The 22,458-nt window shown below is 54.7% G+C and carries 16 protein-coding genes, 1 tRNA gene and 1 pseudogene; 13 read left to right on the top strand and 5 right to left on the bottom strand.

Features of this window, described 5'->3' with window-relative positions; all coding sequences use genetic code 11:
- Positions 1-544: 544 nt before the first annotated feature.
- Positions 545-6,967: a hypothetical protein gene (locus tag NMB39_RS05020; RefSeq protein ID WP_494339564.1), complete on the top strand. Its 6,423-nt coding sequence runs from the start codon at positions 545-547 to the stop codon at positions 6,965-6,967.
- 356 nt (positions 6,968-7,323) lie between these two features.
- Here the strand turns inward: NMB39_RS05020 and NMB39_RS05025 are convergent, their stop codons facing one another.
- From NMB39_RS05025 to NMB39_RS05035, 3 genes and pseudogenes are all read right to left on the bottom strand, one after another.
- On the bottom strand, positions 7,324-7,503 hold the full coding sequence (locus NMB39_RS05025) for a hypothetical protein (RefSeq protein WP_494340610.1): 180 nt from the start codon (positions 7,501-7,503) through the stop codon (positions 7,324-7,326).
- Positions 7,504-7,596: 93 nt separating this feature from the next.
- Entirely contained in the window at positions 7,597-8,439 is an 843-nt protein-coding gene (locus NMB39_RS05030; RefSeq protein ID WP_259196290.1) for a coiled-coil domain-containing protein, read from the bottom strand.
- Between the two features lie 98 nt (positions 8,440-8,537).
- Positions 8,538-9,739, bottom strand: a pseudogene (locus NMB39_RS05035) (DUF927 domain-containing protein); the annotation flags it as partial.
- A 434-nt stretch (positions 9,740-10,173) separates the two neighbouring features.
- On the opposite strand from NMB39_RS05035, the gene NMB39_RS05040 reads away from it, so the two are divergent.
- Positions 10,174-10,482 carry a DUF3077 domain-containing protein gene (locus NMB39_RS05040; protein WP_057025661.1) on the top strand — a complete coding sequence of 103 codons (309 nt, stop codon included), beginning with the start codon at positions 10,174-10,176 and terminating at the stop codon, positions 10,480-10,482.
- A 417-nt stretch (positions 10,483-10,899) separates the two neighbouring features.
- On the opposite strand, the gene NMB39_RS05045 is transcribed toward NMB39_RS05040, so the two are convergent.
- Positions 10,900-10,984, bottom strand: a tRNA-Leu gene (locus NMB39_RS05045).
- Between the two features lie 108 nt (positions 10,985-11,092).
- On the opposite strand from NMB39_RS05045, the gene queA reads away from it, so the two are divergent.
- The 6 genes from queA (at position 11,093) to NMB39_RS05075 (ending at position 17,165) form a co-directional block, all read left to right on the top strand.
- Complete coding sequence (gene queA, locus NMB39_RS05050; protein WP_043046810.1) at positions 11,093-12,142, top strand: tRNA preQ1(34) S-adenosylmethionine ribosyltransferase-isomerase QueA; 1,050 nt, start codon at positions 11,093-11,095, stop codon at positions 12,140-12,142.
- 5 nt (positions 12,143-12,147) lie between these two features.
- Positions 12,148-13,263 (top strand): tRNA guanosine(34) transglycosylase Tgt, encoded by a 1,116-nt coding sequence (gene tgt, locus NMB39_RS05055; RefSeq protein ID WP_162493187.1) that lies wholly within the window; start codon positions 12,148-12,150, stop codon positions 13,261-13,263.
- 43 nt (positions 13,264-13,306) lie between these two features.
- Positions 13,307-13,645, top strand: a complete 339-nt coding sequence (yajC, locus tag NMB39_RS05060) for a preprotein translocase subunit YajC (RefSeq protein ID WP_003175975.1) — start codon at positions 13,307-13,309, stop codon at positions 13,643-13,645.
- Positions 13,646-13,707: 62 nt separating this feature from the next.
- Positions 13,708-15,576 (top strand): protein translocase subunit SecD, encoded by a 1,869-nt coding sequence (secD, locus tag NMB39_RS05065; RefSeq protein ID WP_043046811.1) that lies wholly within the window; start codon positions 13,708-13,710, stop codon positions 15,574-15,576.
- Between the two features lie 9 nt (positions 15,577-15,585).
- Complete coding sequence (secF, locus tag NMB39_RS05070; RefSeq protein ID WP_043046812.1) at positions 15,586-16,500, top strand: protein translocase subunit SecF; 915 nt, start codon at positions 15,586-15,588, stop codon at positions 16,498-16,500.
- A gap of 122 nt (positions 16,501-16,622) precedes the next feature.
- The gene (locus NMB39_RS05075) at positions 16,623-17,165 is read left to right on the top strand and encodes a glycine zipper 2TM domain-containing protein (RefSeq protein ID WP_494339563.1); all 543 of its coding nucleotides are present in this window, start codon (positions 16,623-16,625) and stop codon (positions 17,163-17,165) included.
- Positions 17,166-17,388: 223 nt separating this feature from the next.
- Here the strand turns inward: NMB39_RS05075 and suhB are convergent, their stop codons facing one another.
- Positions 17,389-18,204, bottom strand: coding sequence for a type III secretion system regulator SuhB (gene suhB, locus NMB39_RS05080; protein ID WP_005791195.1), 816 nt, complete (start codon positions 18,202-18,204; stop codon positions 17,389-17,391).
- A gap of 145 nt (positions 18,205-18,349) precedes the next feature.
- Between suhB and trmJ the strand changes: the two genes are divergently transcribed.
- The 5 genes from trmJ to iscU all read left to right on the top strand — a co-directional run bounded on the left by trmJ (position 18,350) and on the right by iscU (position 22,450).
- Complete coding sequence (gene trmJ, locus NMB39_RS05085) at positions 18,350-19,120, top strand: tRNA (cytosine(32)/uridine(32)-2'-O)-methyltransferase TrmJ (RefSeq protein ID WP_124401842.1); 771 nt, start codon at positions 18,350-18,352, stop codon at positions 19,118-19,120.
- 2 nt (positions 19,121-19,122) lie between these two features.
- Positions 19,123-19,905, top strand: coding sequence for a serine O-acetyltransferase (gene cysE, locus NMB39_RS05090; RefSeq protein WP_057021709.1), 783 nt, complete (start codon positions 19,123-19,125; stop codon positions 19,903-19,905).
- Between the two features lie 302 nt (positions 19,906-20,207).
- On the top strand, positions 20,208-20,699 hold the full coding sequence (gene iscR, locus NMB39_RS05095) for a Fe-S cluster assembly transcriptional regulator IscR (RefSeq protein WP_003194020.1): 492 nt from the start codon (positions 20,208-20,210) through the stop codon (positions 20,697-20,699).
- A 50-nt stretch (positions 20,700-20,749) separates the two neighbouring features.
- On the top strand, positions 20,750-21,964 hold the full coding sequence (locus tag NMB39_RS05100; RefSeq protein ID WP_003194019.1) for an IscS subfamily cysteine desulfurase: 1,215 nt from the start codon (positions 20,750-20,752) through the stop codon (positions 21,962-21,964).
- 99 nt (positions 21,965-22,063) lie between these two features.
- Entirely contained in the window at positions 22,064-22,450 is a 387-nt protein-coding gene (gene iscU, locus NMB39_RS05105) for a Fe-S cluster assembly scaffold IscU (protein WP_043046816.1), read from the top strand.
- The last annotated feature ends 8 nt before the right edge of the window (positions 22,451-22,458 follow it).

Here is a 22,458-nt window from a genome sequence, read left to right on the forward strand (position 1 = left end):
CGCTGGTGGACTATTCACCAATGGGGTTCGGGGGTATCCATTTAAAACTGTGTTACGGGTGTTACACGCGTTACGTCAATATTTAACTATATGATTTTAAAGGCTTTATTCATTGTTACACATTGATTCGTTGTTTGCCGATAGACGTGTTACATGACAAATAGGTGTTACATCAATAACTGCTTTGGCAGCAGCTTTTACGATGACTAAAAAGACTGTCATCTGACCAGAGCTCGCGCTTAGACGGTCAGCTGACGACGAGAAGCAGTCGATTAGTCTTGGCCCTCGCGAAAAGCTGACGTCTAAATTTGTCTACACGACGAGGGGGGATCAGGGAACGGATGCGATCCGACCTTGCCTGGCCTTGCAGTTGAGAGTGGATCTGGTAAATCTTAGTGATTGAAGCGCCCCCTATATCAGTGTTGAATGGCCAAAAATAGTCAGAGCACCAAGCCGTATTGCTTCAAGCTGACGCCAAGATCGGTCCTGGATGCTGGGAAATTAAAGAACTCAATGCTGTTGGGAAAAGGACGAAACAACACTAATGTCGATGATCGCAACAGAGGTCGATTCAGTCCGCGCTTCCCGCGCGGGTCACACCTTTCATGAGCGTTGGGCTGCGAGGAAAGCTCTCCAACTAGTCTTTCCCGATGACTGCTTATTTGCGATCGCTGTGGAAGGCATTTCCTCTACGGAGACCGCGAGCCCAGGAGCTAAAGCGGAAGAGGTAGCTGATCTCGTTCTATATTATGGTAATGGAGATAATTTTAGGACATGTGATCGGCTGGAGACGGTTCAATTTAAATACAAATTGCGAGCGGAAGCTGTCACAGCAATTTATCTTCGCAAAACAATCGAGAAATTTAGTGATACGATCTTAGGTTATGAAAAAGAGTTTTCGGTAACTAAGGTAGATAAAAAACTATCCTTCGTTTTCGTGACAAATTCAAATTTTACGGAGAGTCTATGGGAAGCAATCAGCTCTCTGATTGACGGATCTAAACCTAAGTCCTCGGGTGCGTCCACGCAGGCTAGGAACCTCAGACAATGGTGCGCCGATCGTGGTTTGTCTGACGTAAGTCGTCTTTTTTCTAGAATAGTTTTTAGAGCAGGAGAAAAGAGTCTTGCGGGTCAAGAGAGCTTACTTAAGAGAACTCTTACTGACTGGTCACCAGGCTCAGATTCAGAAGCTCGGCTTCGACTTTATGACCTGCAGGATTTAGTTTTAAAGAAGGCCGGACCAACTGGTCAAGGTAAGAATTTGATTCGACGTGAGGATGTTCTGGATGCAATGGATTGCGAACCAGAGGATCTTTTTCCAGCGGAGTCTCGTTTTATCGACGTTGGAGCAGTTGTAGAGAGAGCAGAGCTTACGATAATAAGTGATTTGATAAGGGCGTCAGATTTACCTATCTTCGCCCATGCAGAGGGTGGGGTGGGCAAAACTGTTTTTGTCCAAAGCCTGGCTGAAAGGATGGCGACAGAGTATGAGATAGTTATTTTTGATTGCTTCGGCGGCGGGGCCTATCGATCAGAAAATCAAGCGCGGCACTTACCTAAGATTGGGCTAGTTCAAATCGTCAACGAACTTGCTTCACGAGCACTATGTGATCCAATGCTCCCGGGGGGCGATGATAGTCGCAGAATTATTAAGGCGGCGTGCAGACGTTTTGCACAGGCGGCATTGGCAATCCGAACTCAATCAAAAAAGCTTGGCCTGCTTATTATAATAGACGCATCGGACAATGCTCAACTTGAGGCGGAATATCGTCACGAGGAGTCTTTTCCGACACGTCTTTTGTCAGCAATAGATGAAGATCCGATCGACAGTGTGAAGTTGATGTACACGGCACGCACTCATCGCAAGAACTCTGTCATTGGGCGAGCGCAAGTAAATGAGGTGGAGCTCGGACCCTTCAATGATTTGGAGGCTCGAGAGTTTCTAGCTGCTCGTAAGCCAAATGCTACCAGCGTGGAAATATCTACCGCTTTGGCGCGATCTGGGCGGAACGCACGAGTTCTCGATTATCTCGTGCAAACGTGGGATAAGAACGTAGTCGCAGATGTTACGGCAGATCCAATTTCTGTCCCTGAGATCATTGCTCAGCGCTGCAAGAAAATCGTTTCTGATCTCCATATAGCAGGTTGGTGTGATACAGATATAACGGAATTTTTCGTCGCACTATCACTTCTCCCTCCGCCAATTCCCCTCGAAGAACTAGCGGATGCGCTCGGATGGTCTGTGGCTCAAGTAAATACAGCCGCTTCTGATCTGGCTCCGATGCTAGAGATTTCCTCGCACGGAGCGATCTTTAGGGACGAGCCTACTGAAACATTCGTACGGGAGACTTACTCTAAGCAAACGAAAGCTCAAACAGTTATTGCTGATCGGCTCCTTTCTTCACAATCCACGTCGAGCTACGCGGCTGAAGCATTGCCGCACTTTTTAGTTGTTATCAATGACAGCGATAGAGCATTTGCCCTTGCTGAATCGTCCAACTTTCCAACAGCTGTACAGTCTGAATTCGGACGTCGAAGACTTTCACTCGCAAGACTACGTGCAGCTTTCAGACTGGCGGTCGCGCAAGATGACCTGGATCGAGTGCTCGGCTTGAGCATGCGGCTTGGACAAGTTGAAACTGCCAACATGAGAGGTGATGGTTATATTCTTAAATCACCAGCGCTTGCGATTATCCTTGGCGACTTCGATTCCTACCGCCGACTTTTCGCAAATCGCTCAGGCTGGCGTGGTGCGAGAAATGCTCGATTGACAATCGCGCACCGATTTGCGGGTAACCCCGATGAAGCCCAGATACAATGTGAAAGTACGATCCGCTGGATTAATTGGTATATGGGGCAGCGGCGCGACGAGACAAGCCGAGACCTTGAAGCACCAAATGTGGAGGATTATGTTGCGGTATTATTTCAGCATAGCGTTGAAGCAGAGTTCGCTAAAATTGACCGTAATCTATCTAATTGGAATACTCGTTTCTCGCTAGATGCAAGTGAAAAACTTCTGCAGTTGTTGGAGTTGTTTGATCAAGTAAATAATACGAAAATATTCTCTTTATTTTCTTCATTTGCGGCTTCTGATGTTTGCAAGTCTCGAGCGCTGAAGCTGTCATTTCTTTTGAGGCCTTGCTTGCTTAATAGGTCGCAAGTAAAAGGGTTGATAAAATCAATTGCTGCTCCCGAAAATTCTAAAATCGACCGGGCCGAAAGTTTTTCGAATAGCGATGAAGCCAGTTTTTATGAAACCAACGCCGCCTTTGCCGCATTGCTCTACAGCTCCCGAACCGGCGCAAGGACTATCATAAATGCAGCACCAATTTCTCGCCCGTTAAGTTACGAGTACGGCGAGCGTTTTGGCCACTCTAAAATCTGGCCCTCTATTTTCCGATCCTGTATTCGTGCGTGGTCCTCCGGGAAGCGATTGGCATTCCATGATCTACTGCCGCAAAACGTCAAGATAACTAAGCATGCTAAGGCAGCTGCGAATCGAATAGATTTGCTGAGATTTTTGAAGGGTCTTCGTGAGCCAGCAGCCAACGGAGTTAGTGATCGTCGAGATCGTAAGCTTAAAACAAAATTCAATGATCGTGAGTGTGAGGACATTAGCCAAGGTATATTCCTTGCGTATGAGTTGATCGCGCCGATCGAAAACGCGATCTTCGTGCACAAAAGCCTATCAGGTAGTACCTTTTCCGATTTCCTGGCTATATGGAATGAAAAAACTAGGTCGGGAATTAACTTGCGATCTGAAACGGCCGCTGACGCACTTGTTCGTGCAGTGGGATTTGGCTGCGCGAGTATATTGTTGCTACATTCGTCCGAGCCTTCAGTTGAAGACGTTAAGAGCCTAATCAGCTTGGTCTCTACAACAGGATTTGGGATTGAGCAAAAAATCAGTGTATTGCGTCAAATTGCTCATTGGTCATCCCTCCATAATCTTGCAGGGGCGTTTGCTCAGTATATTGCAGCACAAATACGCCTGGACGATGATATAGGGCGGCGTGGAGAAACATATGTAGATCTCGCTGCTTCCATAGTGTCGATGAGCATTGACGAAGCCCGTGGTTATTATCGACAGGGTTTGTCAGAGTTAGATCAGATAGGTGGGGAGAGTTATGAGCAAATCTATTCACTACTTAACTTTGCGAGTGAACAGCAAGGTGGGTTTTTAAAGCCTGAACTAGCTCAGCGGCTTATGAATTTATGCCAGCCTATCATCAATAATGAACCTAAAAAGTTTGGTTGGAAGCTGTTTGCACAAGCTGCTGCAAAAACTATAGGATTCCCGGCTCTCGCTAAGTTGGTACGTTGGCACGACCAAGATGTTGCCGATTTTTCGTATGGACTACCACAGCTCGCTTGTTTTCTTGCACAGGCCGGGCATCTCGATCCGCGGCGAGCCGCTTTTATTCTCGCTATTTGTGAGGATCATGGGTGGTGGGATTGGCAGACTGGAAGAGGCGTAGCGGATCTCCTAAAAAAAGCTAAACTATCGGATCAGAGGAAGATTTTTCATACGATTATCAATAAGTTGCGCGAAGTTAATTCTTTTGGTGGATGGGCTTCGCTTTGGGAGAGCATGCTTGAGACTGGTAAGCAATACCCAAATGCAATCACCAGCGATGAGTTGAAAGAGATCGATCAACTCTGGAAGGATGCAAAGCGAAAGCAGGATGAGTTCAATAAACGTAGTAGCTCCTCACCTAACGTTGTACACGCTCAAATAAATGCGCCTAGTGAAAACTATATTGAGCATTTCATCACAACACTCGTTGCAGCATGTGATCCTTCCTCCTCTATCGCAATTGACAACTCTCTCAAGTCCATATTGACCGAAGGGAAACTCCCTTATGATGCTAAACAGCGCTTTATAGTTAAGTTGCGTTTAGCATGCCCTTACTCTAAGCGTTTGGATTTTTTGCTCGCAATTTGTGATGCTGCTGAGCTTCGATTTGATCAGTCAATAGACATATTGAACGAGAGTTTTTCTTTTTGGAGTAGCTCATCAACGCATCTTGTTTTGGAAGCAAAAAAGCTGGTCGAAAGACTTTTTACGGCAAGGAGCACTGAGCTTTTTGAAGATCAATTTCCTAATATTGTCCGCGACCTACGCAAGATTTCCAGTCTGTGCGGAGACAAGCGTTTTGTGATGCAACTCGTTCTTCGTAAGATCACAGCAGACGGAGTTGATCTCGACGGGGACCATTGGTTGCAACTGGCCACTGCACTATGCGAGGTTACGACAGGGAAATCCGCTTTAGATGCGCTGGAACATTTATTGTCTGGTCCTACGGCTCGCATGGCCGACGAAATTGGGGAGGGCGCATTTTGCTCCGAGCAAGCAACTGTTGGCTCCGAAGAAGAACTCATTTCGGATCTCATTTGGCACCTCTTAGGTAACGACGATGGCTACATGCGCTGGAACGTCGCCCGACATTTAAATAGCCTTCATGAGCTTGGGCTGACTCATGAACTCAGTCTACTGCTTGATCGCTTCGACTATAGATCAGTTGCGTCAATGGCAACGGCTGAGAAAAATCTGTCGTTCCAAAATTCTCAGCAATGGCTGCTAATGGGGTTAGCGCGTGTAACCCTGCGACATGGGCTGTCGGTACGTTTTCTCAAACCCAAACTAATGGATTTAGCAAAGCGATCCGATGTGCACGTTGTAAATAAGCTTCATATTGCTAGATGCTTAACCCATATAATTGACCCAGATATACAAAATTCATTTTTAGATGAATTAATTAATGAGATAAATGAGCCTAGGCACGGCATCATCGTTTCCGATAGCTACCCCGTTGCTGTAAAGTCGACATCAGACTTTAGCTTTGATTATGAGTTTACAAAGCATGAGGTCAGATCTCTTGCGCAACTGTTTGGTGTGGCTGAGGCAGTTGTTGAGGATGCTATTGCAGCGGAAATCAAACGTCTATGGCCGGAAGCTTCTTCAATGAGTTATTTTTCCGGCAATGAGCGATACGATTTAGGTCAGAGTGATAGATTCGAATTCTTTAGAGAGCATGTTCAGAGGCATGCTCTGTTAACTGTCGCTACTAATTTTTCAAAGTTGCTGCCAGTAGTGGTCCGTAGCTATGAGGTTGAAGAAGAGTCTCCTTGGCTAAGGTGGCGCAGATGCTACGATGTAACATTCGACGATGGCTCATGGTTGTCTGATCGGAAGGATCCAGTTCCCCAACAAGCAAAGGAAGAATTGTTAGGTAATCAAGTCAATCGACAAGATATATTGTTAGATCAAGAAGCGGTGTTGCGAAAATTAGGTCTCGTATTCAGTTCTAGCGAAGAGATGTTTCCATTGTATGGTCGTTGGTCATCGCCCGATGGAGTATCTGTAACGATTACATCCGCGCTTACGGATCGAAAGGGCGCATCGTCCCAATGCGTCGCTTTCTCGAAGAAAGCCAATCACGACATTTGGCTGCCACAGTTTTGGGATGACGGATATTATGATGTTCGGTCTCGACGAGGGAATCAATTTGATCCATTTGTGTGGGCACCCGACTCTCAAAATCTAGGCCTTGACCAAGGCGAGAAAATTGCTGCTACGGGCCCAGGAAGACGGCCACGTCTTGGAATAGAACTTACTAAAGAATTCGAGTTGATGAATGAGCCACTAAATGGAGAGTGGCGTGTAGGAGATGGAAGCCTCGCGCTGAGAAGCCAGGTTTGGGGCCGTTGGGTGCCTGATCCTGATCATCGACAATCTCATCACCAAGAAGATGGTGAGATTTTATGGGCCTCAAATGATTGGCTTGATAAAACATTGCTCAGTCTAAATCGGAAACTTATTTTTGTCGTGACACTTCATAAGTATAAGTCTTCACGAAGTTATAATCCCTCTAACGGAGCCAGGTCTGTTCTTGTTGGTCTGAGGTCGAATGATAGGTCGATGAGGTTGTGGTCTGCAAAGAAAGCATCTAGAGTAGATTTTTAGATTTTTAGAAACATATAGTGTAATTTGTCAGCGGTTATATAGGGGGGCGATTGTCAAAAGATTATCTGTTGGTAATCTTTTTCCAAGTTCGCGGGGCTTTCGGAGTTAGTTGTTGTTGTGGTTTAGAATTACTGGCACTTTGAGTCTCGTACTGCTATAAGGGCTTAACTATATGTTTTTAATAGCACAGTAATTTGTAGTGATAACGGGCGCGGCTCGCTGGCGTGAACGACCATCTTTGGCCGAAGTGCTCATAAGCCCAGGGCCCGCTATAGACCACTAACCGAAAGGCGTGAACCATTTTTGTAAGTACGGGATCTAGCGAAGCGGAAGCTGCTTAAGCTTCCGCTTCTCCATCACCCGCTCTTTCTTTTGAGCTGGAGGTCAATAAAATTGAGCTCTGCTTTGATTGCATCAATCGTGAGCGTCTCGACTTTGGTGTCTTTGTTTGCCCTTACATTGAGCTTTTTCATGCCGGCTATGACGGCAATTATTCGGCTCAAGTGAAGCTTGCGGGCCTTCAGGTAATCAGGCATCTGAGCACTATTCTGTGGTGGTTTATTCATGGTTAGACCTATGGTTGGCCCGAAGCAGCCGACCCTCGCCGGTTGCTTCGGGGAAGGTTTGGGTTAGGCTGCTAATAGGTCAATCAGGCTGTGTTGGCTAGAGCGATCTGAGAGTTCTCGCCAGGTCCAGCTTCCAAAGTGCTCGCCCTGTTCAGGGATATCCAGCTTCATCAGTGCAACCGGGTCACGACTAATCAGGTTGCGTGCTGCCCACAGCTTACCGCCTGTCTCCAGCAGTGTTTTCGCGGCCTCATTCCATTGTTCTTCTAACACTGTGTTCGCCAGATGAGCCGCTTTGTTCTCGATCTTGGCGTGTTCTTTTTGTGCCTCCGTGATGTGCAGATCAATCGTCATCAACTCTTGTTCCAGCGCGGTGATGAGCAGTTGTTGACGGCGATGATGCTCAACCGCAGCCGTGAGGTTTTTTGCTGCCTTTTGAGCTTCGGCGTTTGCCGCTTTCTCGCCCTCCACATCGCCCCAGGCGACAGCCTGTGCATAAGCGGTGGCTGCGTCCGTTTCAGCTTGTCGAGCCTTTGCCATGTCTTCCTGATCGCTTTGGCGGACCTGCTGCAACCGGGTCTCGATGCTGCTGCGCTTTTCGTTGAGTTCCATCTCGTCCGCTTTCCAGTTCGCCATATCGCTGAGATAGCCGGCAGCCAGGCTCTCACGGTTTGCCAATGTTTCAAGGCGATCAATCTTCTGGTTCAGTGTTCTGATCTCCAGATTTCGCGAGTCGATGCGCCTTTTGTGATCGTTGATTTCATCTTGCACGGCCCGTTGACTGCCCTGCTGGATGACCTCTGGGCTTTCCAGCGCCTCTTCGAAGGGAGCCAGGTCAAGCCGAATGCTCTCCACTTCGAGTGTCAGTTGGTCGCGGCGGTCTTTCAGTTCTTGGATAGTGTTCATCTGTATTGTCTCTGGGTATTGCGGTTGATAGGGATTGTTGTCGAACGGCTGGCGAGGCCGGGAATGAGCCGGCGCTACCTCTATCAGCAGGCATGCCGTCAGGCGGCCTTGGCCTCACCTTCATTCGTTCCTGGAACCGTCTTCACCACGTAGCAGCGTTGAGGCCCTAACCCGGGAAGGCGAATCAAGCTGTACGCCTTGCCGTCACTTCCCGGCTCAAGCACGCCCCGTTGCAGCAGCTCCTTGTTGACCGCGCTGATGTTCATGCCCTTGAAGATTTCGGCCCTCCAGGCTTCAGGCAGCACGTAGTAGGTGTTGGTGGTGTGCAGGGCATCGCCCATGCCGTGTTCCATCGTCTTGCGAAAGCCCAATCGATCAATCGTGCGTGGACCATGCTCGTCGATCTTGGCGGCGGCAGATTCCCAGCGGGTGAAGCGGCTTTCTCCAAAGCGCTCGATGACCTGGCGCAGCCGCGCCAATATCGCATCACCCTCGAAGTTACCGGCGCCGCCACGTTCGGCCAGCCACGCATGCAGGCACACCCGTGCGGCGGTCGTGGCCGTGCCATCGGGCCAGCCGGTGACGCCAAAGGCGGTGGCCAACTCACCTGCAGCAGCGGCGAGTCCAAAGCGAAGGGCGGCACGCTGGGCCTGACCGCTGGCCGAGGCGGGCAGGTTTTGGGTGATGAACTGCTCCACCGTGCGGCGCACGATCACCGACCATCTGAGCATTTCTCCAGGTGCACACAGCGCGTGGAGGAAGGCGGTGAGGGGGGGCCGTAGTATTTGGCGACACGGGCCTTGAGCGCATCGGAGAGGGCGGCGGTGTCCTCAAAACCGTTCAGCACATCGAACATGCCGAGGCCCTTGCTGGCATCCGCTGGCACCGCAAGCATGCGCACCTCCATGCCCGCTTTCAGCTCCTTGTTGGCATCCGCCATGTGCTGCGCCAACGTCTTCTCGCCGGTCGAGAGAAACAGCAAGCGCCACCCCTGCACCTGTCGGCCCGCTTGCCCTCGGTCATTTGCTCGGGCTTTACCCGTGCCGTTGCCGAGCATGTACACCGTTTTGCTAATGATGTGCAGATCACACATGCCAATTTCATCCGGCACCAAGATGCCATCTGATTGTGCGGCAGCGATGGGCTTTAGGGTGTTATCTGACGAGTGCCACGAACGCACCAGGCGCGGCCCATCATAGAGATGGAAGCCGACAAACTAATGTCGGAGCAGATTTAGCAGTGGCCCTGCAACTGCCACAGAGACGACAAACATCAAGGGGTGGATACCAGCGCGCAACGAATAATCGGGATTAGAGCAAGACTTTCTTCTTCCTAACGCCCGCAACCCTTTTGGCTGCCCGCCGGAAATCTCTCGCCACAGATACTAACTTTCATCTCCAACCACTCCTGCGCTACTTTTCTCCCGTCGCTTCCAACCCAGCGACCGGACTTGAGAATCCGAGAAACAATAGGCGCATAGGCGCCACCATCCATTAGACTGTTGGCGCTTTTTTGTGTCCGCATGTCTGTGTAATGGCGGCTATGCGTGGGAGACCTTCGGGTCTGCCGGGTTCCTATTGTCCCGGTTTCTCAGCCCGCGCATAGCTGCCACCCATTCGCATGAGAAACGAACGTGGCAGCTCACTACATAGGAGCTTAAGCAATGAGCGTTTCTGATAGGTCGTATCCTCGCACTTCCGCAATCGACACCGCCGCTCAGATCGGAGGTGCCCAATGATCAACCCACCCCTCAACAAAACCCTCGGTGTCATCACCTTTTCCACCTGCGGCAAACAGCCCAACCTCCACCGTCTATTCCGCGTCAATTCCGGCGTGCCCATCCGCGACGCCCTGGAGCATGCCTCCGAGCTTCTGCATTGTTCCAAAATGCTGGCGTTGGATGCGGCGATGGATAACAGCGCGGATCGGTATGCCTGGGCGGCGCATTATTTGGGAGAGATGGCGAAGGCGGTGGTGGATGATTTGGCGAATGGGATGTTGCCGAATGGGGTGGTGGAGGAGGTGGTATCTGTTGGTGTGTAAGGCGATGGTTTGACGGTATGTGGGCTGGCTTAATCGCAGTATAGGTATCTACACAACTTCATCGGGTGCGCCGCTGGACCCTGTGGGGGGGCTTGCTCCCGATTGGCCCTGTCGGTGTACATATCTATTGCTGCGATAACGGTCACCTTAAGCGGCCGTTACCTAAATACCGGATAGGTGCTCGGCCTGATCGAGCATTCTGGTCGTCTGTCAGGCCGCCATCGGGAGCAAGCCCCCTCCCACAGGGTCCAGCGGCGTCTCGAAGTTTTGTAGACACCCATGGTAATCGCAGGCAAGCCAGCTCCCACATTGGGCCGTGTTTCAGGTGGTAATTGGCGGTGAGCGAGGGATCAGCCGGCTGCCCACTTTTCTACAGGCGAAAAAAAAGACCTTGAATTTCAAGGTCTTTCTTTAAGATGGTGCCCCGAGGGAGAATCGAACTCCCACTTCTTTCGAAAACGGATTTTGAATCCGCCGCGTCTACCAATTCCGCCATCAGGGCTCAATGGCGGCGAAGTATAGAGATGAGATTACCGTTGGTCAATCACGTTTCATGGTCAATTTTGACTATTTCCGCTAGACTTCCCGGCCCTGCTAGACGAACCCCATCATGCGCGTTGCTGACTTTACTTTTGAGCTCCCTGATTCGCTGATCGCTCGCCACCCTTTGGCCGAGCGTCGCGCCAGTCGACTGCTGACCCTGGACGGGCCGAGCGGTGCCCTCGCACACCGTCAATTCACTGATTTGCTTGAGCATTTGCGCCCAGGCGATTTGATGGTTTTCAACAATACCCGGGTGATTCCGGCGCGGCTGTTTGGCCAGAAAGCCTCTGGCGGCAAGCTGGAAATCCTGGTGGAGCGGGTGCTGGACAGCCATCGCGTGCTGGCCCATGTGCGCTCCAGCAAGTCACCGAAACCGGGTTCGAGCCTGTTGATCGATGGCGGTGGCGAAGCCGAGATGGTGGCGCGCCACGATGCCTTGTTCGAGCTCAAGTTCGCCGAGGAAGTGTTGCCGCTGCTGGAACGTGTCGGTCATATGCCGTTGCCTCCTTATATAGACCGCCCCGACGAAGACTCGGACCGCGAGCGCTATCAGACGGTGTACTCCCAGCGTCTCGGTGCGGTCGCAGCACCGACGGCCGGCCTGCATTTCGACCAGCCGCTGCTGGATGCGATTGCCGCCAAGGGCGTCGAGACCGCTTATGTGACCCTGCACGTGGGGGCCGGTACGTTTCAGCCGGTGCGTGTGGAGAACATCGAAGACCACCATATGCACAGCGAATGGCTGGAAGTCAGCCAGGACGTCGTGGACGCGGTTAACGCGTGCAAGGCGCGCGGTGGGCGAGTGGTGGCGGTGGGCACTACCAGCGTACGGTCGCTTGAGAGTGCGGCGCGTGATGGCGTGCTCAAGCCGTTCAGTGGCGACACTGACATCTTTATTTTCCCGGGTCGGCCATTCCATGTGGTCGATTGCCTGGTCACCAATTTCCATTTGCCGGAATCCACGCTGTTGATGCTGGTGTCGGCCTTTGCCGGTTACCCGGAAACCATGGCCGCTTATCAAGCCGCCATCGCCAACGAGTACCGTTTTTTCAGCTACGGTGATGCGATGTTTATCACCCGTAACCCGGCGCCGCGCGGCCCTGAGGACAACTTATGAGTCGTATGTCGTTTGAACTGCTGGCTACCGACGGCAAGGCCCGTCGCGGTCGCCTGACCTTCCCGCGCGGCACCGTAGAGACCCCGGCCTTCATGCCAGTCGGTACCTACGGCACCGTCAAGGGCATGCTGCCCCGTGACATCGTCGCCACCGGCGCCGAGATCATCCTCGGCAATACCTTTCACCTGTGGCTGCGCCCGGGCACGGAAGTGATCAAGAAGCATGGCGACCTGCATGACTTCATGAAGTGGCAAGGCCCGATCCTCACCGACTCAGGCGGTTTCCAGGTGTTCAGCCTGGGCGCCATGCGCAAGATCAAGGAGGAGGGTGTGACCTTCGCCTCGCCGGTGGACGGTGCCAAGGTGTTCATGGGCCCGGAAGAGTCGATGCAGGTGCAACGTGACCTGGGCTCCGACATCGTGATGATTTTCGACGAATGCACGCCGTACCCGGCCGATGAAGACGTGGCACGCATCTCCATGGAGTTGTCGCTGCGTTGGGCCCAGCGCTCGAAGAATGCCCATGGCGACAATACCGCGGCGTTGTTCGGTATCGTCCAGGGCGGCATGCATGAAAGCCTGCGCAAGCGCTCGCTGGAAGGCCTCGACAAGATCGGCTTCGACGGCCTGGCCATTGGTGGTCTGTCGGTGGGCGAGCCCAAGCACGAAATGATCAAGGTGCTCGATTACCTGCCGGGCCTGATGCCCGCTGACAAACCTCGTTACCTTATGGGCGTTGGCAAACCGGAAGATCTCGTAGAGGGTGTGCGCCGCGGTGTGGACATGTTCGATTGCGTGATGCCAACCCGTAATGCCCGCAATGGGCATCTGTTCATCGATACAGGCGTGCTGAAGATCCGTAACGCGTTCCATCGCCATGATGATTCGCCGCTCGATTCCACCTGTGACTGCTACACCTGCCAGAACTTCTCCCGTGCTTATCTGCATCACTTGGACAAATGCGGGGAAATGCTGGGTAGCATGTTGAATACCATCCACAATTTGCGTCACTACCAAGTCCTGATGGCTGGTTTGCGCGAGGCTATTCAACAGGGTACATTGGCCGCCTTCGTCGATGCCTTCTATGCCAAGCGCGGGCTCCCTGTGCCGCCCTTGGACTGAGTTTCCCGACCCTAAGATTCACTATTTGCAACTGGAGTGCTAAATGAGCTTTTTTATCTCTAACGCCATGGCTGACGCCGCTGCGCCTGCTGCTGCCGGCCCTATGGGCGGTGGTTTCGAGTGGATTTTCCTGGTCGGCTTCCTGGTCATCTTCTACCTGATGATCTGGCGCCCACAGGCCAAGCGCGCCAAAGAGCAGAAAAACCTGCTGGGCAGCCTGCAGAAAGGCGACGAAGTCGTGACCACTGGCGGTATCGCCGGCAAGATCACCAAGGTTTCCGACGCTTTCGTGGTACTGGAAGTCTCCGACACCGTAGAAATGAAGTTCCAGAAGGGCGCCATCGCCGCCACGCTGCCTAAAGGCACGCTCAAAGCGATCTGAGTAACAACCTTTACCAATCGACGGGGCGCGCAAGGCGCCCCGCGTTATAAGCGGGCGGCGTGATGCTGAACAAATACCCTCTGTGGAAATACGTACTGATCCTGGCGGTGCTGGCGATCGGTTTTATTTATTCCGCTCCCAATCTCTATCCTGATGACCCTGCGATCCAGATCTCTGGCGCCAGCACTTCGCTGCAGGTCAATCAGGCTGACCTGGAACGTGCGAGCAAAGCGCTCAACGACGCGGGTATCCAGGTTAAAGCGGCAACCTTGGCGGCTGGTTCCAAAGGCGGCTTGTTGCGCCTGACCAAGCAAGAAGACCAGTTGCCGGCCAAAGATGTCGTGCGCAAGGTCATGGGTGACGACTACGTCGTTGCGTTGAACCTGGCACAGACCACGCCACAATGGCTGCGCAGCATTGGCGCGCACCCGATGAAGCTGGGTCTGGACTTGTCCGGTGGTGTGCACTTCCTGCTGGAAGTGGACATGGACAAGGCCCTCGATGCGCGCCTGAAAGTCTACGAAGGCGACGTGAAGAGCCTGCTGCGCAAAGAGAAATTGCGTTATCGCAGCCTGCCGCAGCTCAACGGTGCCATCCAGTTGGGCTTTGCTGACGAAGCCTCTCGCGAACAGGCCCGTGCGCTGATCCGCAAGAATTTCAATGATTTCGACATCGTGCCAGCCGACCTCAATGGCCAGGCGGTACTGCGCCTGGCGATGAGCCCGGCCAAGATTGCCGAAATCCGCGAATACTCCATCAAGCAGAACTTGACCACGGTACGTAACCGCGTCAACGAGCTGGGTGTGGCCGAGCCGATCGTGCAGCGTCAAGGCGCCAACCGCATCGTGGTTGAGCTGCCGGGCGTGCAGGACACCGCTGAAGCCAAGCGTATCCTGGGTAAGACCGCCAACCTGGAATTCCGCCTCGCGGCTGAGCCGGGTGCCACCCGCGCGACCTCCGAAGAGTTCGAGTTCCGCGAAGGCAACCGTCCTCCAGCACTTATCGAGCGTGGCCTGATCATCACCGGTGACCAGGTGACCGATGCCAAGGCCGGTTTCGGCGAGCACGGCACTCCTGAAGTGAACATCCGCCTGGATGGTCACGGCGGCGAACTGATGAGCCGCGCCACGCGCAGCAACGTCGGTCGCAGCATGGCGGTGATCTTCATCGAGCAGCGCCCGGTCACCACCTACACCAAGCAAATGGTCAACGGCGTCGAAAAAGACGTGCCGGTACAGACCTTTAAGGAAGAGAAGAAGATCATCAGCCTGGCGACCATCCAGTCGCCGCTGGGTGCTCAATTCCGCATCACTGGCCTGAACGGCCAGGGCGAGTCGTCCGAACTGGCGCTGTTGCTGCGTGCTGGTGGCCTGGCGGCGCCGATGTACTTCGCTGAAGAGCGTACCATCGGCCCGAGCCTGGGTGCCGACAACATCACCAAAGGTGTCGATGCGGCGCTGTGGGGCATGCTGTTCGTGTCGCTGTTCATCATCGCCATCTACCGCTTCTTCGGTGTCATTGCCACCGTCGCCCTGGCGGGCAACATGGTAATGCTGCTGGCCCTGATGTCGCTGCTGGGTGCAACTCTGACCCTGCCGGGTATCGCCGGTATCGTCCTCACCATGGGTATGGCGGTAGACGCCAACGTGCTGATCTTCTCGCGTATCCGTGAAGAGATCGCGGCGGGCATGACCGTACAACGTGCAATCAACGAAGGCTTCGGCCGGGCATTTACCGCGATTCTCGACTCCAACCTGACTACCCTGTTGGTCGGCGGGATTCTCTTTGCCATGGGCACCGGCCCCGTCAAAGGTTTTGCGGTGACCATGTCCCTGGGTATCTTTACCTCGATGTTCACGGCCATCATGGTGACCCGCGCAATGGTCAACCTGATCTTTGGCGGGCGTGACTTCAAGAAGTTGTGGATTTAAGGGGCTGCCATGTTACGTACAATCAACTTCATGGGCGTTCGCAACATTGCGTTCGGCGTCACCGTGCTCCTTACCGTTCTGGCGTTGTTCAGCTGGTTCCATAAGGGCCTGAACTACGGCCTGGACTTCACCGGCGGTACGCTCATCGAGCTGACCTACGAGAAGCCGGCCGACGTTACCCTGGTGCGCGACGAGCTGGTCAAGGCCGGCTATCACGAAGCCGTCGTGCAGAGCTTCGGTGCGACCACCGACCTGCTGGTGCGTATGCCTGGCGAAGACCCGCAACTGGGTCACCAGGTGGCTGAGGCCTTGCAGAAGGTCGGCGGCGACAACCCGGCATCGGTCAAGCGCGTCGAGTTCGTGGGCCCGCAGGTCGGTGAAGAGCTGCGCGACCAGGGCGGCCTCGGCATGCTGATGGCGTTGGTCGGCATCATGATCTACCTGGCCTTCCGTTTTCAGTGGAAGTTCGGTGTCGGCGCCATTGTGTCGCTGATCCACGACGTGATCGTGACCGTGGGTATCCTGGCCTATTTCCAGATCACCTTCGACCTGACCGTATTGGCGGCCGTGCTGGCGATCATTGGTTACTCGCTCAACGACACCATCGTGGTATTCGACCGGGTTCGCGAGAACTTCCGGGTACTGCGCAAGGCGACGTTGATCGAGAACATCAACATCTCCACCACCCAGACCCTGCTGCGGACCATGGCGACCTCGATCTCCACTTTGCTGGCGATTGCTGCGCTGATGATCTTCGGTGGCGACAACCTTTGGGGCTTTTCCCTGGCGCTGTTCATCGGTGTTCTGGCGGGTACCTACTCGTCGATCTACATCGCCAACGTGGTGCTGATCTGGCTGAACCTCAATAGCGAAGACCTGATCCCTCCTGCTGCTACCGACAAGGAGGTCGACGACCGTCCTTGATGGATGTTCGTTGATACGCTGTTACAAAGAAGGCACGAGATTGAACTCGTGCCTTTTTTTTGGCTCCAAGGCTGGGTATAGCGCGGACGTTTCGGTCCGCTTGTGATGGTCAGGAGGTTCATGTGAACAAGTCGTTGCTGGTTGGTGCGGTATTGGGTGCTGTCGGTGTGACTGCCGGGGGCGCTGTTGCCACCTACAGCCTGGTAAAAAGCGGCCCTGAGTATGCGCAAGTGCTGGCGGTGCAGCCGGTGAAAACCCAGATTAAAACCCCTCGTGAGGTCTGCAAGGACGTCACCGTGACCCGGCAGCGTCCGGTGCAGGATCAACATCAAATCGCCGGTACCGTAGTGGGTGCCCTTGCAGGTGGCCTGCTGGGTAACCAGATCGGTGGCGGTAACGGTAAGAAGCTGGCCACCGTGGCCGGTGCAGTTGGTGGTGGCTACGCCGGTAACAAGGTTCAGGAAGGCATGCAGAACCGCGATACCTACACCACCACGCAAACCCGCTGTAACACCGTCAATGACATCAGCGACAAGGTTGTTGGCTATGACGTGCGTTACAACCTGGATGGCAAGGAAGGCACTGTGCGTATGGAGCGTGAGCCAGGCAGCCAGATCCCGGTGGATAAGGAAGGGCGTCTGATCCTCGGTCAGAACCAGCAGTAATCCCGGGCCTGGCACTTATTCAAAGCTCTGGTGCAGTTCAAAATGTGGGAGGGGGCTTGCCCCCGATTGCAGTGGGTCAGTACCTGATTAGCTGGCTGACCCGCCGCCATCGGGGGCAAGCCCCCTCCCACATTTGATATGTATTGCTGCTGATTCACGGGTCTGGCACAAATCCCAGGCATAAAAAAAGCACCCCTGAGGGTGCTTTTTTGTGCTCGCTCGCTTAACGCTTCAGCGAAGCCGGCAGGTGCGGCTGGATCGCCGTCAGTACTGCCTTGAAGCATTTGGTGTTGCCAGCAACCACGTGGCCTTTCTCAAGGAAGTCGTGACCACCGGTGAAGTCGCTCACCAGGCCGCCAGCTTCCTGGATCAGCAGGGCGCCTGCAGCCATGTCCCACTCGGACAGGCCCGATTCCCAGAATGCATCGAAACGACCCGCGGCGACATACGCCAGGTCCAGGCTGGCTGCGCCCGCGCGGCGGATGCCGGCGGTCTGGCCAACCAGGGCGCGGAACATGCCCAGGTAGTTTTCCAGGTTATCCATCTGGTCGTCACGGAACGGGAAGCCGGTGCCCAGCAGGGCGCCTTCCAGGCTGGTACGACCGCTGACACGCAGGCGACGGCCGTTCAGTTGGGCGCCACGGCCACGGCTGGCGGTGAATTCTTCCTGGCGAACCGGGTCCAGCACAACGGCATGTTCCAGACGGCCACGGTATTTGCAGGCGATGCTCACGGCAAAGTGCGGGATGCCGCGCAGGAAGTTGGTGGTGCCATCCAGTGGGTCGATGATCCACAGGTAGTCTTCGCCTTCGCCGCTACCTTTGTGCAGGCCGGTTTCTTCGCCGAGGATGCCGTGGGTAGGGTAGGCCTTGCGCAGGGCGTCGATGATCTTCTGTTCGGCGGCGCGATCCACCTCGGATACATAATCCTTGGCGTCTTTTTCGTCGACCTTGATGGTATCCAGGCGCTCGATGGAGCGGAAGATCAATTCACTGGCGCTGCGGGCGGCGCGCAGCGCGATATTCAGCATGGGCTGCATGGATGTGTCACCTAAGGTTGTTAAAGAAAGCCGGGCATTCTAGCAGAAACTTTCTTCAGGTGAAGGACGACGTTAGCTTTCATGGCATAACCTTAGGCTGTTCTGTAAGATTTGCTCCCCTTTCCCATGTCCGAGAGCGCCTCCCTTGCTGCAAAACATTCGTGTCGTCTTGGTCAATACCAGTCATCCCGGCAACATCGGCGGGGTGGCGCGAGCCATGAAAAACATGGGGCTGACGCGCCTGGTGCTGGTCGAGCCGCGGGTATTCCCGCACCACGAGGCCGATGCCCGTGCGTCCGGCGCCAATGACATCCTGCAAAGCGCTCAGGTTGTTGCGACGTTGGAAGATGCCTTGGTTGGCTGCAACCTGGTGCTCGGCACCAGCGCCCGTGACCGACGCATCCCCTGGCCGCTGCTGGATCCGCGCGAATGCGGCACCAAAGTGGTGGAAGAAGCTGCCGGTGGCGCTGAGATCGCCCTGGTGTTCGGCCGTGAAGACTCCGGCCTGACCAATGAAGAGCTGCAGCGATGTCATTACCACGTGCACATTCCATCCGACCCTGAATTCAGCTCGCTGAATCTCGGGGCGGCGGTGCAGGTATTGAGTTACGAAGTGCGCATGGCCTGGCTGGCTGCTCAAGGCCAGCCGAGCAAGGTTGAGAAGGATGAAGTCGCATCGACCAAAAGTGGCGAGTTGGCCACCATGGACGAGTTGGAACGCTTCTATGAGCACCTGGAGCAAACCCTGGTAGCCATCGAATTCCTCGATCCTGAAAAGCCAAGGCATTTAATGGCGCGCCTGCGTCGCTTGTACGGTCGCAGCTCGGTGAGCCGGGCTGAGATGAATATATTGCGTGGCATCCTCACGGAAACCCAGAAAGCGGCCCGTGGCGAGCTTCTTAAGCGGAAGGATTAACAATGTTCGAGCGTTTGCGAGAAGACATCCAGAGCGTTTTCCACCGAGACCCGGCGGCGCGCAATGCCTTTGAAGTGCTGACCTGCTACCCGGGCATGCACGCGATCTGGATCCATCGCCTGTCTGCTGTGTTGTGGGGCATGGGCTGGAAATGGCTGGCGCGATTGGTGTCGAACTTCGGTCGCTGGCTGACCGGCATCGAGATTCACCCTGGCGCCAAGGTCGGTCGCCGCTTCTTCATCGACCATGGCATGGGCATCGTGATTGGCGAGACCGCCGAGATTGGTGATGACGTGACGCTTTACCAGGGTGTGACCCTGGGCGGTACCACCTGGAATAAAGGCAAGCGCCACCCGACCCTGGAAAATGGTGTGGTGGTAGGGGCGGGCGCCAAGGTATTGGGGCCATTTACCGTGGGCGCCGGCGCCAAGGTAGGCTCCAATGCCGTGGTAACCAAGGCTGTACCTGCTGGCGCCACCGTGGTGGGCATTCCGGGTCGCATCATCGTCAAGCCGGAAGTCGGCGACGAGCAGGAGGCCAAGCGCAAGGCTATGGCCGAGAAGATCGGCTTCGATGCCTACGGTATCAGCGAAGACATGCCCGACCCGGTGGCCCGCGCCATTGGCCAATTGCTCGACCACCTGCAGGCGGTGGATGGCAAGTTGGACGGCATGTGTGGCGCACTGAAGGACCTGGGCAGCCCCTACTGTGCCAAGGAGTTGCCTGAGTTGCGCGAAGAGGACTTCGCCGAGATCAAGGACGAGGCCGCCACCAAGGCAAGCTGAAGTCCCAAGGCCGCCAGAGATCCCTGTGGGAGGGGGCTTGCTCCCGATAACGGTGGGTCAGCTAACTGATAAGTGACTGACATTCAGTCATCGGGAGCAAGCCCCCTCCCACATTTTGATCTCCATTGGTCTCGAGATCTCTGCCAGGCCCTGTTCCCGCTGGTCCATCCCACCCCATACTGCTATGATTCGCGCGCCCTTTTTACGGGTAATCCCGACTAAAGCACTAGGTCTTATAGTTGACTTAAATACTCGGGAATCGCATACTTGCTCCCATTCTGAAACACCTTGGTACCTTGTCCATGAGACTGACTACAAAAGGCCGATACGCGGTGACCGCCATGCTTGACCTGGCTTTGCACGCGCAAACTGGGCCGGTGTCCCTGGCCGATATCTCCGAGCGCCAAGGCATTTCCCTGTCTTACCTCGAACAGCTGTTCGCCAAATTGCGCCGCAGCAACCTGGTTTCCAGCGTTCGTGGTCCAGGTGGCGGTTATCAATTGTCCCGCGACATGCAGGGCATCCAGGTAGCCCAGGTGATCGACGCGGTCAACGAATCCGTCGACGCCACCAAGTGCCAGGGCCTGGGTGATTGCCACGCTGGCGACACCTGCCTGACGCACCACTTGTGGTGTGACTTGAGCCTGCAGATCCATGAGTTTTTGAGTGGTATCAGCTTGGCTGATCTTGTGACTCGCCGTGAGGTGCAAGAAGTAGCCCAGCGTCAGGACCAGCGCCGTTGCAACACCAAGGCGCCGCGCCTGGACAAGATCGAAGCGTCCGCCGTCGAGTGACAGCCGCAGAGCTACCGGCACGCCAGCCAGCCTGATTTAGGAGAAAGTCCATGAAATTGCCGATTTACCTTGATTACTCAGCGACCACCCCGGTTGATCCGCGTGTCGCGCAAAAAATGAGCGAATGCCTGCTGGTCGACGGAAACTTCGGCAACCCGGCCTCCCGTTCCCACGTATTCGGCTGGAAGGCTGAGGAAGCGGTGGAGAATGCTCGTCGTCAGGTCGCAGACCTGGTCAATGCCGACCCACGTGAAATCGTCTGGACCTCCGGTGCTACCGAGTCCGACAACCTGGCTATCAAGGGCGCCGCGCATTTCTACGCGACCAAGGGCAAACACCTGATCACCACCAAGATTGAGCACAAGGCTGTCCTCGACACCATGCGCCAACTGGAGCGTGAAGGTTTCGAGGTCACCTACCTCGAGCCCACCACCGACGGTATCGTCACCCCGGCCATGATCGAAGCCGCGATGCGTGAAGACACCATCCTGGTTTCCGTGATCCACGTGAACAACGAAATCGGCACCATCAACGACATCGCGGCCATCGGCGAGCTGACCCGCTCCAAAGGTGTGTTGCTGCACGTCGACGCTGCCCAGTCCACCGGCAAGGTCGACATCGACCTGTCCAAGCTGAAAGTCGACCTGATGTCGTTCTCGGCCCACAAGACCTATGGCCCTAAAGGCATCGGCGCGCTGTACGTGAGCCGCAAGCCACGCGTACGCATTGAAGCCACCATGCACGGCGGCGGTCACGAGCGCGGCATGCGTTCGGGCACCCTGGCAACCCACCAGATCGTCGGCATGGGCGAAGCCTTCCGCGTAGCCAAGGAAGACATGGCTGCCGAGAACGTGCGTATCAAGGCCCTGAGCGATCGCTTCTACAAGCAGGTCGAGAACCTTGAAGAGCTGTACATCAACGGCAGCATGACCGCCCGTGTACCGCACAACCTGAATTTGAGCTTCAACTACGTCGAAGGCGAGTCGCTGATCATGGCGCTCAAGGACCTGGCGGTATCGTCCGGCTCGGCCTGCACCTCGGCGTCCCTTGAGCCTTCGTATGTATTGCGCGCCCTGGGCCGCAACGACGAACTGGCTCACAGCTCGATCCGCTTTACGTTCGGCCGCTTCACCACCGAAGAGCAAGTCGACTACGCCGCGCAGAAAGTCTGCGAAGCCGTCAACAAGCTGCGCGTTCTGTCGCCGCTGTGGGACATGTACAAAGACGGCGTCGACATTTCCAAGATCGAGTGGGCGGCACACTAACTATAGAAGCCGCCACCCAAGCTCTGTAGGAACGTGGCGGAAAACGCAGGCGTTTCTACAGGGTTCCAGAGCGGCCCTGATGAGTGAGGATTCAGTACCATGGCTTACAGCGAAAAGGTCATCGACCACTACGAAAACCCGCGCAACGTCGGCAAGATGGACGCGCAAGACCCTGACGTCGGCACCGGCATGGTCGGCGCTCCGGCGTGCGGCGATGTGATGCGCCTGCAGATCAAGGTCAACGAACAGGGCATTATCGAAGATGCCAAGTTCAAGACTTATGGCTGCGGTTCGGCCATCGCCTCCAGTTCCCTTGCGACCGAGTGGATGAAAGGCAAGTCCCTGGATGAGGCTGTCACCATCAGCAACACCCAGCTGGCCGAAGAACTGGCCCTGCCGCCAGTGAAAATCCACTGCTCGGTGCTTGCGGAAGACGCCATCAAGGCGGCTGTTCGCGACTACAAGCAGAAGAAAGGCTTGATCTAAGCATTTGG

This window comes from Pseudomonas sp. FBCC-B545, assembly GCF_059134095.1.

Excerpts from the sequence above, each read along its gene's own strand:
- NMB39_RS05020 (WP_494339564.1), top strand. The coding sequence starts at position 545 with ATGTCGATGATCGCAACAGAGGTCGATTCAGTCCGCGCTTCCCGCGCG.
- NMB39_RS05025 (WP_494340610.1), bottom strand. The coding sequence starts at position 7,503 with ATGCCTGATTACCTGAAGGCCCGCAAGCTTCACTTGAGCCGAATAATT.
- NMB39_RS05030 (WP_259196290.1), bottom strand. The coding sequence starts at position 8,439 with ATGAACACTATCCAAGAACTGAAAGACCGCCGCGACCAACTGACACTC.
- NMB39_RS05040 (WP_057025661.1), top strand. The coding sequence starts at position 10,174 with ATGATCAACCCACCCCTCAACAAAACCCTCGGTGTCATCACCTTTTCC.
- queA (WP_043046810.1), top strand. The coding sequence starts at position 11,093 with ATGCGCGTTGCTGACTTTACTTTTGAGCTCCCTGATTCGCTGATCGCT.
- tgt (WP_162493187.1), top strand. The coding sequence starts at position 12,148 with ATGTCGTTTGAACTGCTGGCTACCGACGGCAAGGCCCGTCGCGGTCGC.
- yajC (WP_003175975.1), top strand. The coding sequence starts at position 13,307 with ATGAGCTTTTTTATCTCTAACGCCATGGCTGACGCCGCTGCGCCTGCT.
- secD (WP_043046811.1), top strand. The coding sequence starts at position 13,708 with ATGCTGAACAAATACCCTCTGTGGAAATACGTACTGATCCTGGCGGTG.
- secF (WP_043046812.1), top strand. The coding sequence starts at position 15,586 with ATGTTACGTACAATCAACTTCATGGGCGTTCGCAACATTGCGTTCGGC.
- suhB (WP_005791195.1), bottom strand. The coding sequence starts at position 18,204 with ATGCAGCCCATGCTGAATATCGCGCTGCGCGCCGCCCGCAGCGCCAGT.
- cysE (WP_057021709.1), top strand. The coding sequence starts at position 19,123 with ATGTTCGAGCGTTTGCGAGAAGACATCCAGAGCGTTTTCCACCGAGAC.
- iscR (WP_003194020.1), top strand. The coding sequence starts at position 20,208 with ATGAGACTGACTACAAAAGGCCGATACGCGGTGACCGCCATGCTTGAC.
- NMB39_RS05100 (WP_003194019.1), top strand. The coding sequence starts at position 20,750 with ATGAAATTGCCGATTTACCTTGATTACTCAGCGACCACCCCGGTTGAT.
- iscU (WP_043046816.1), top strand. The coding sequence starts at position 22,064 with ATGGCTTACAGCGAAAAGGTCATCGACCACTACGAAAACCCGCGCAAC.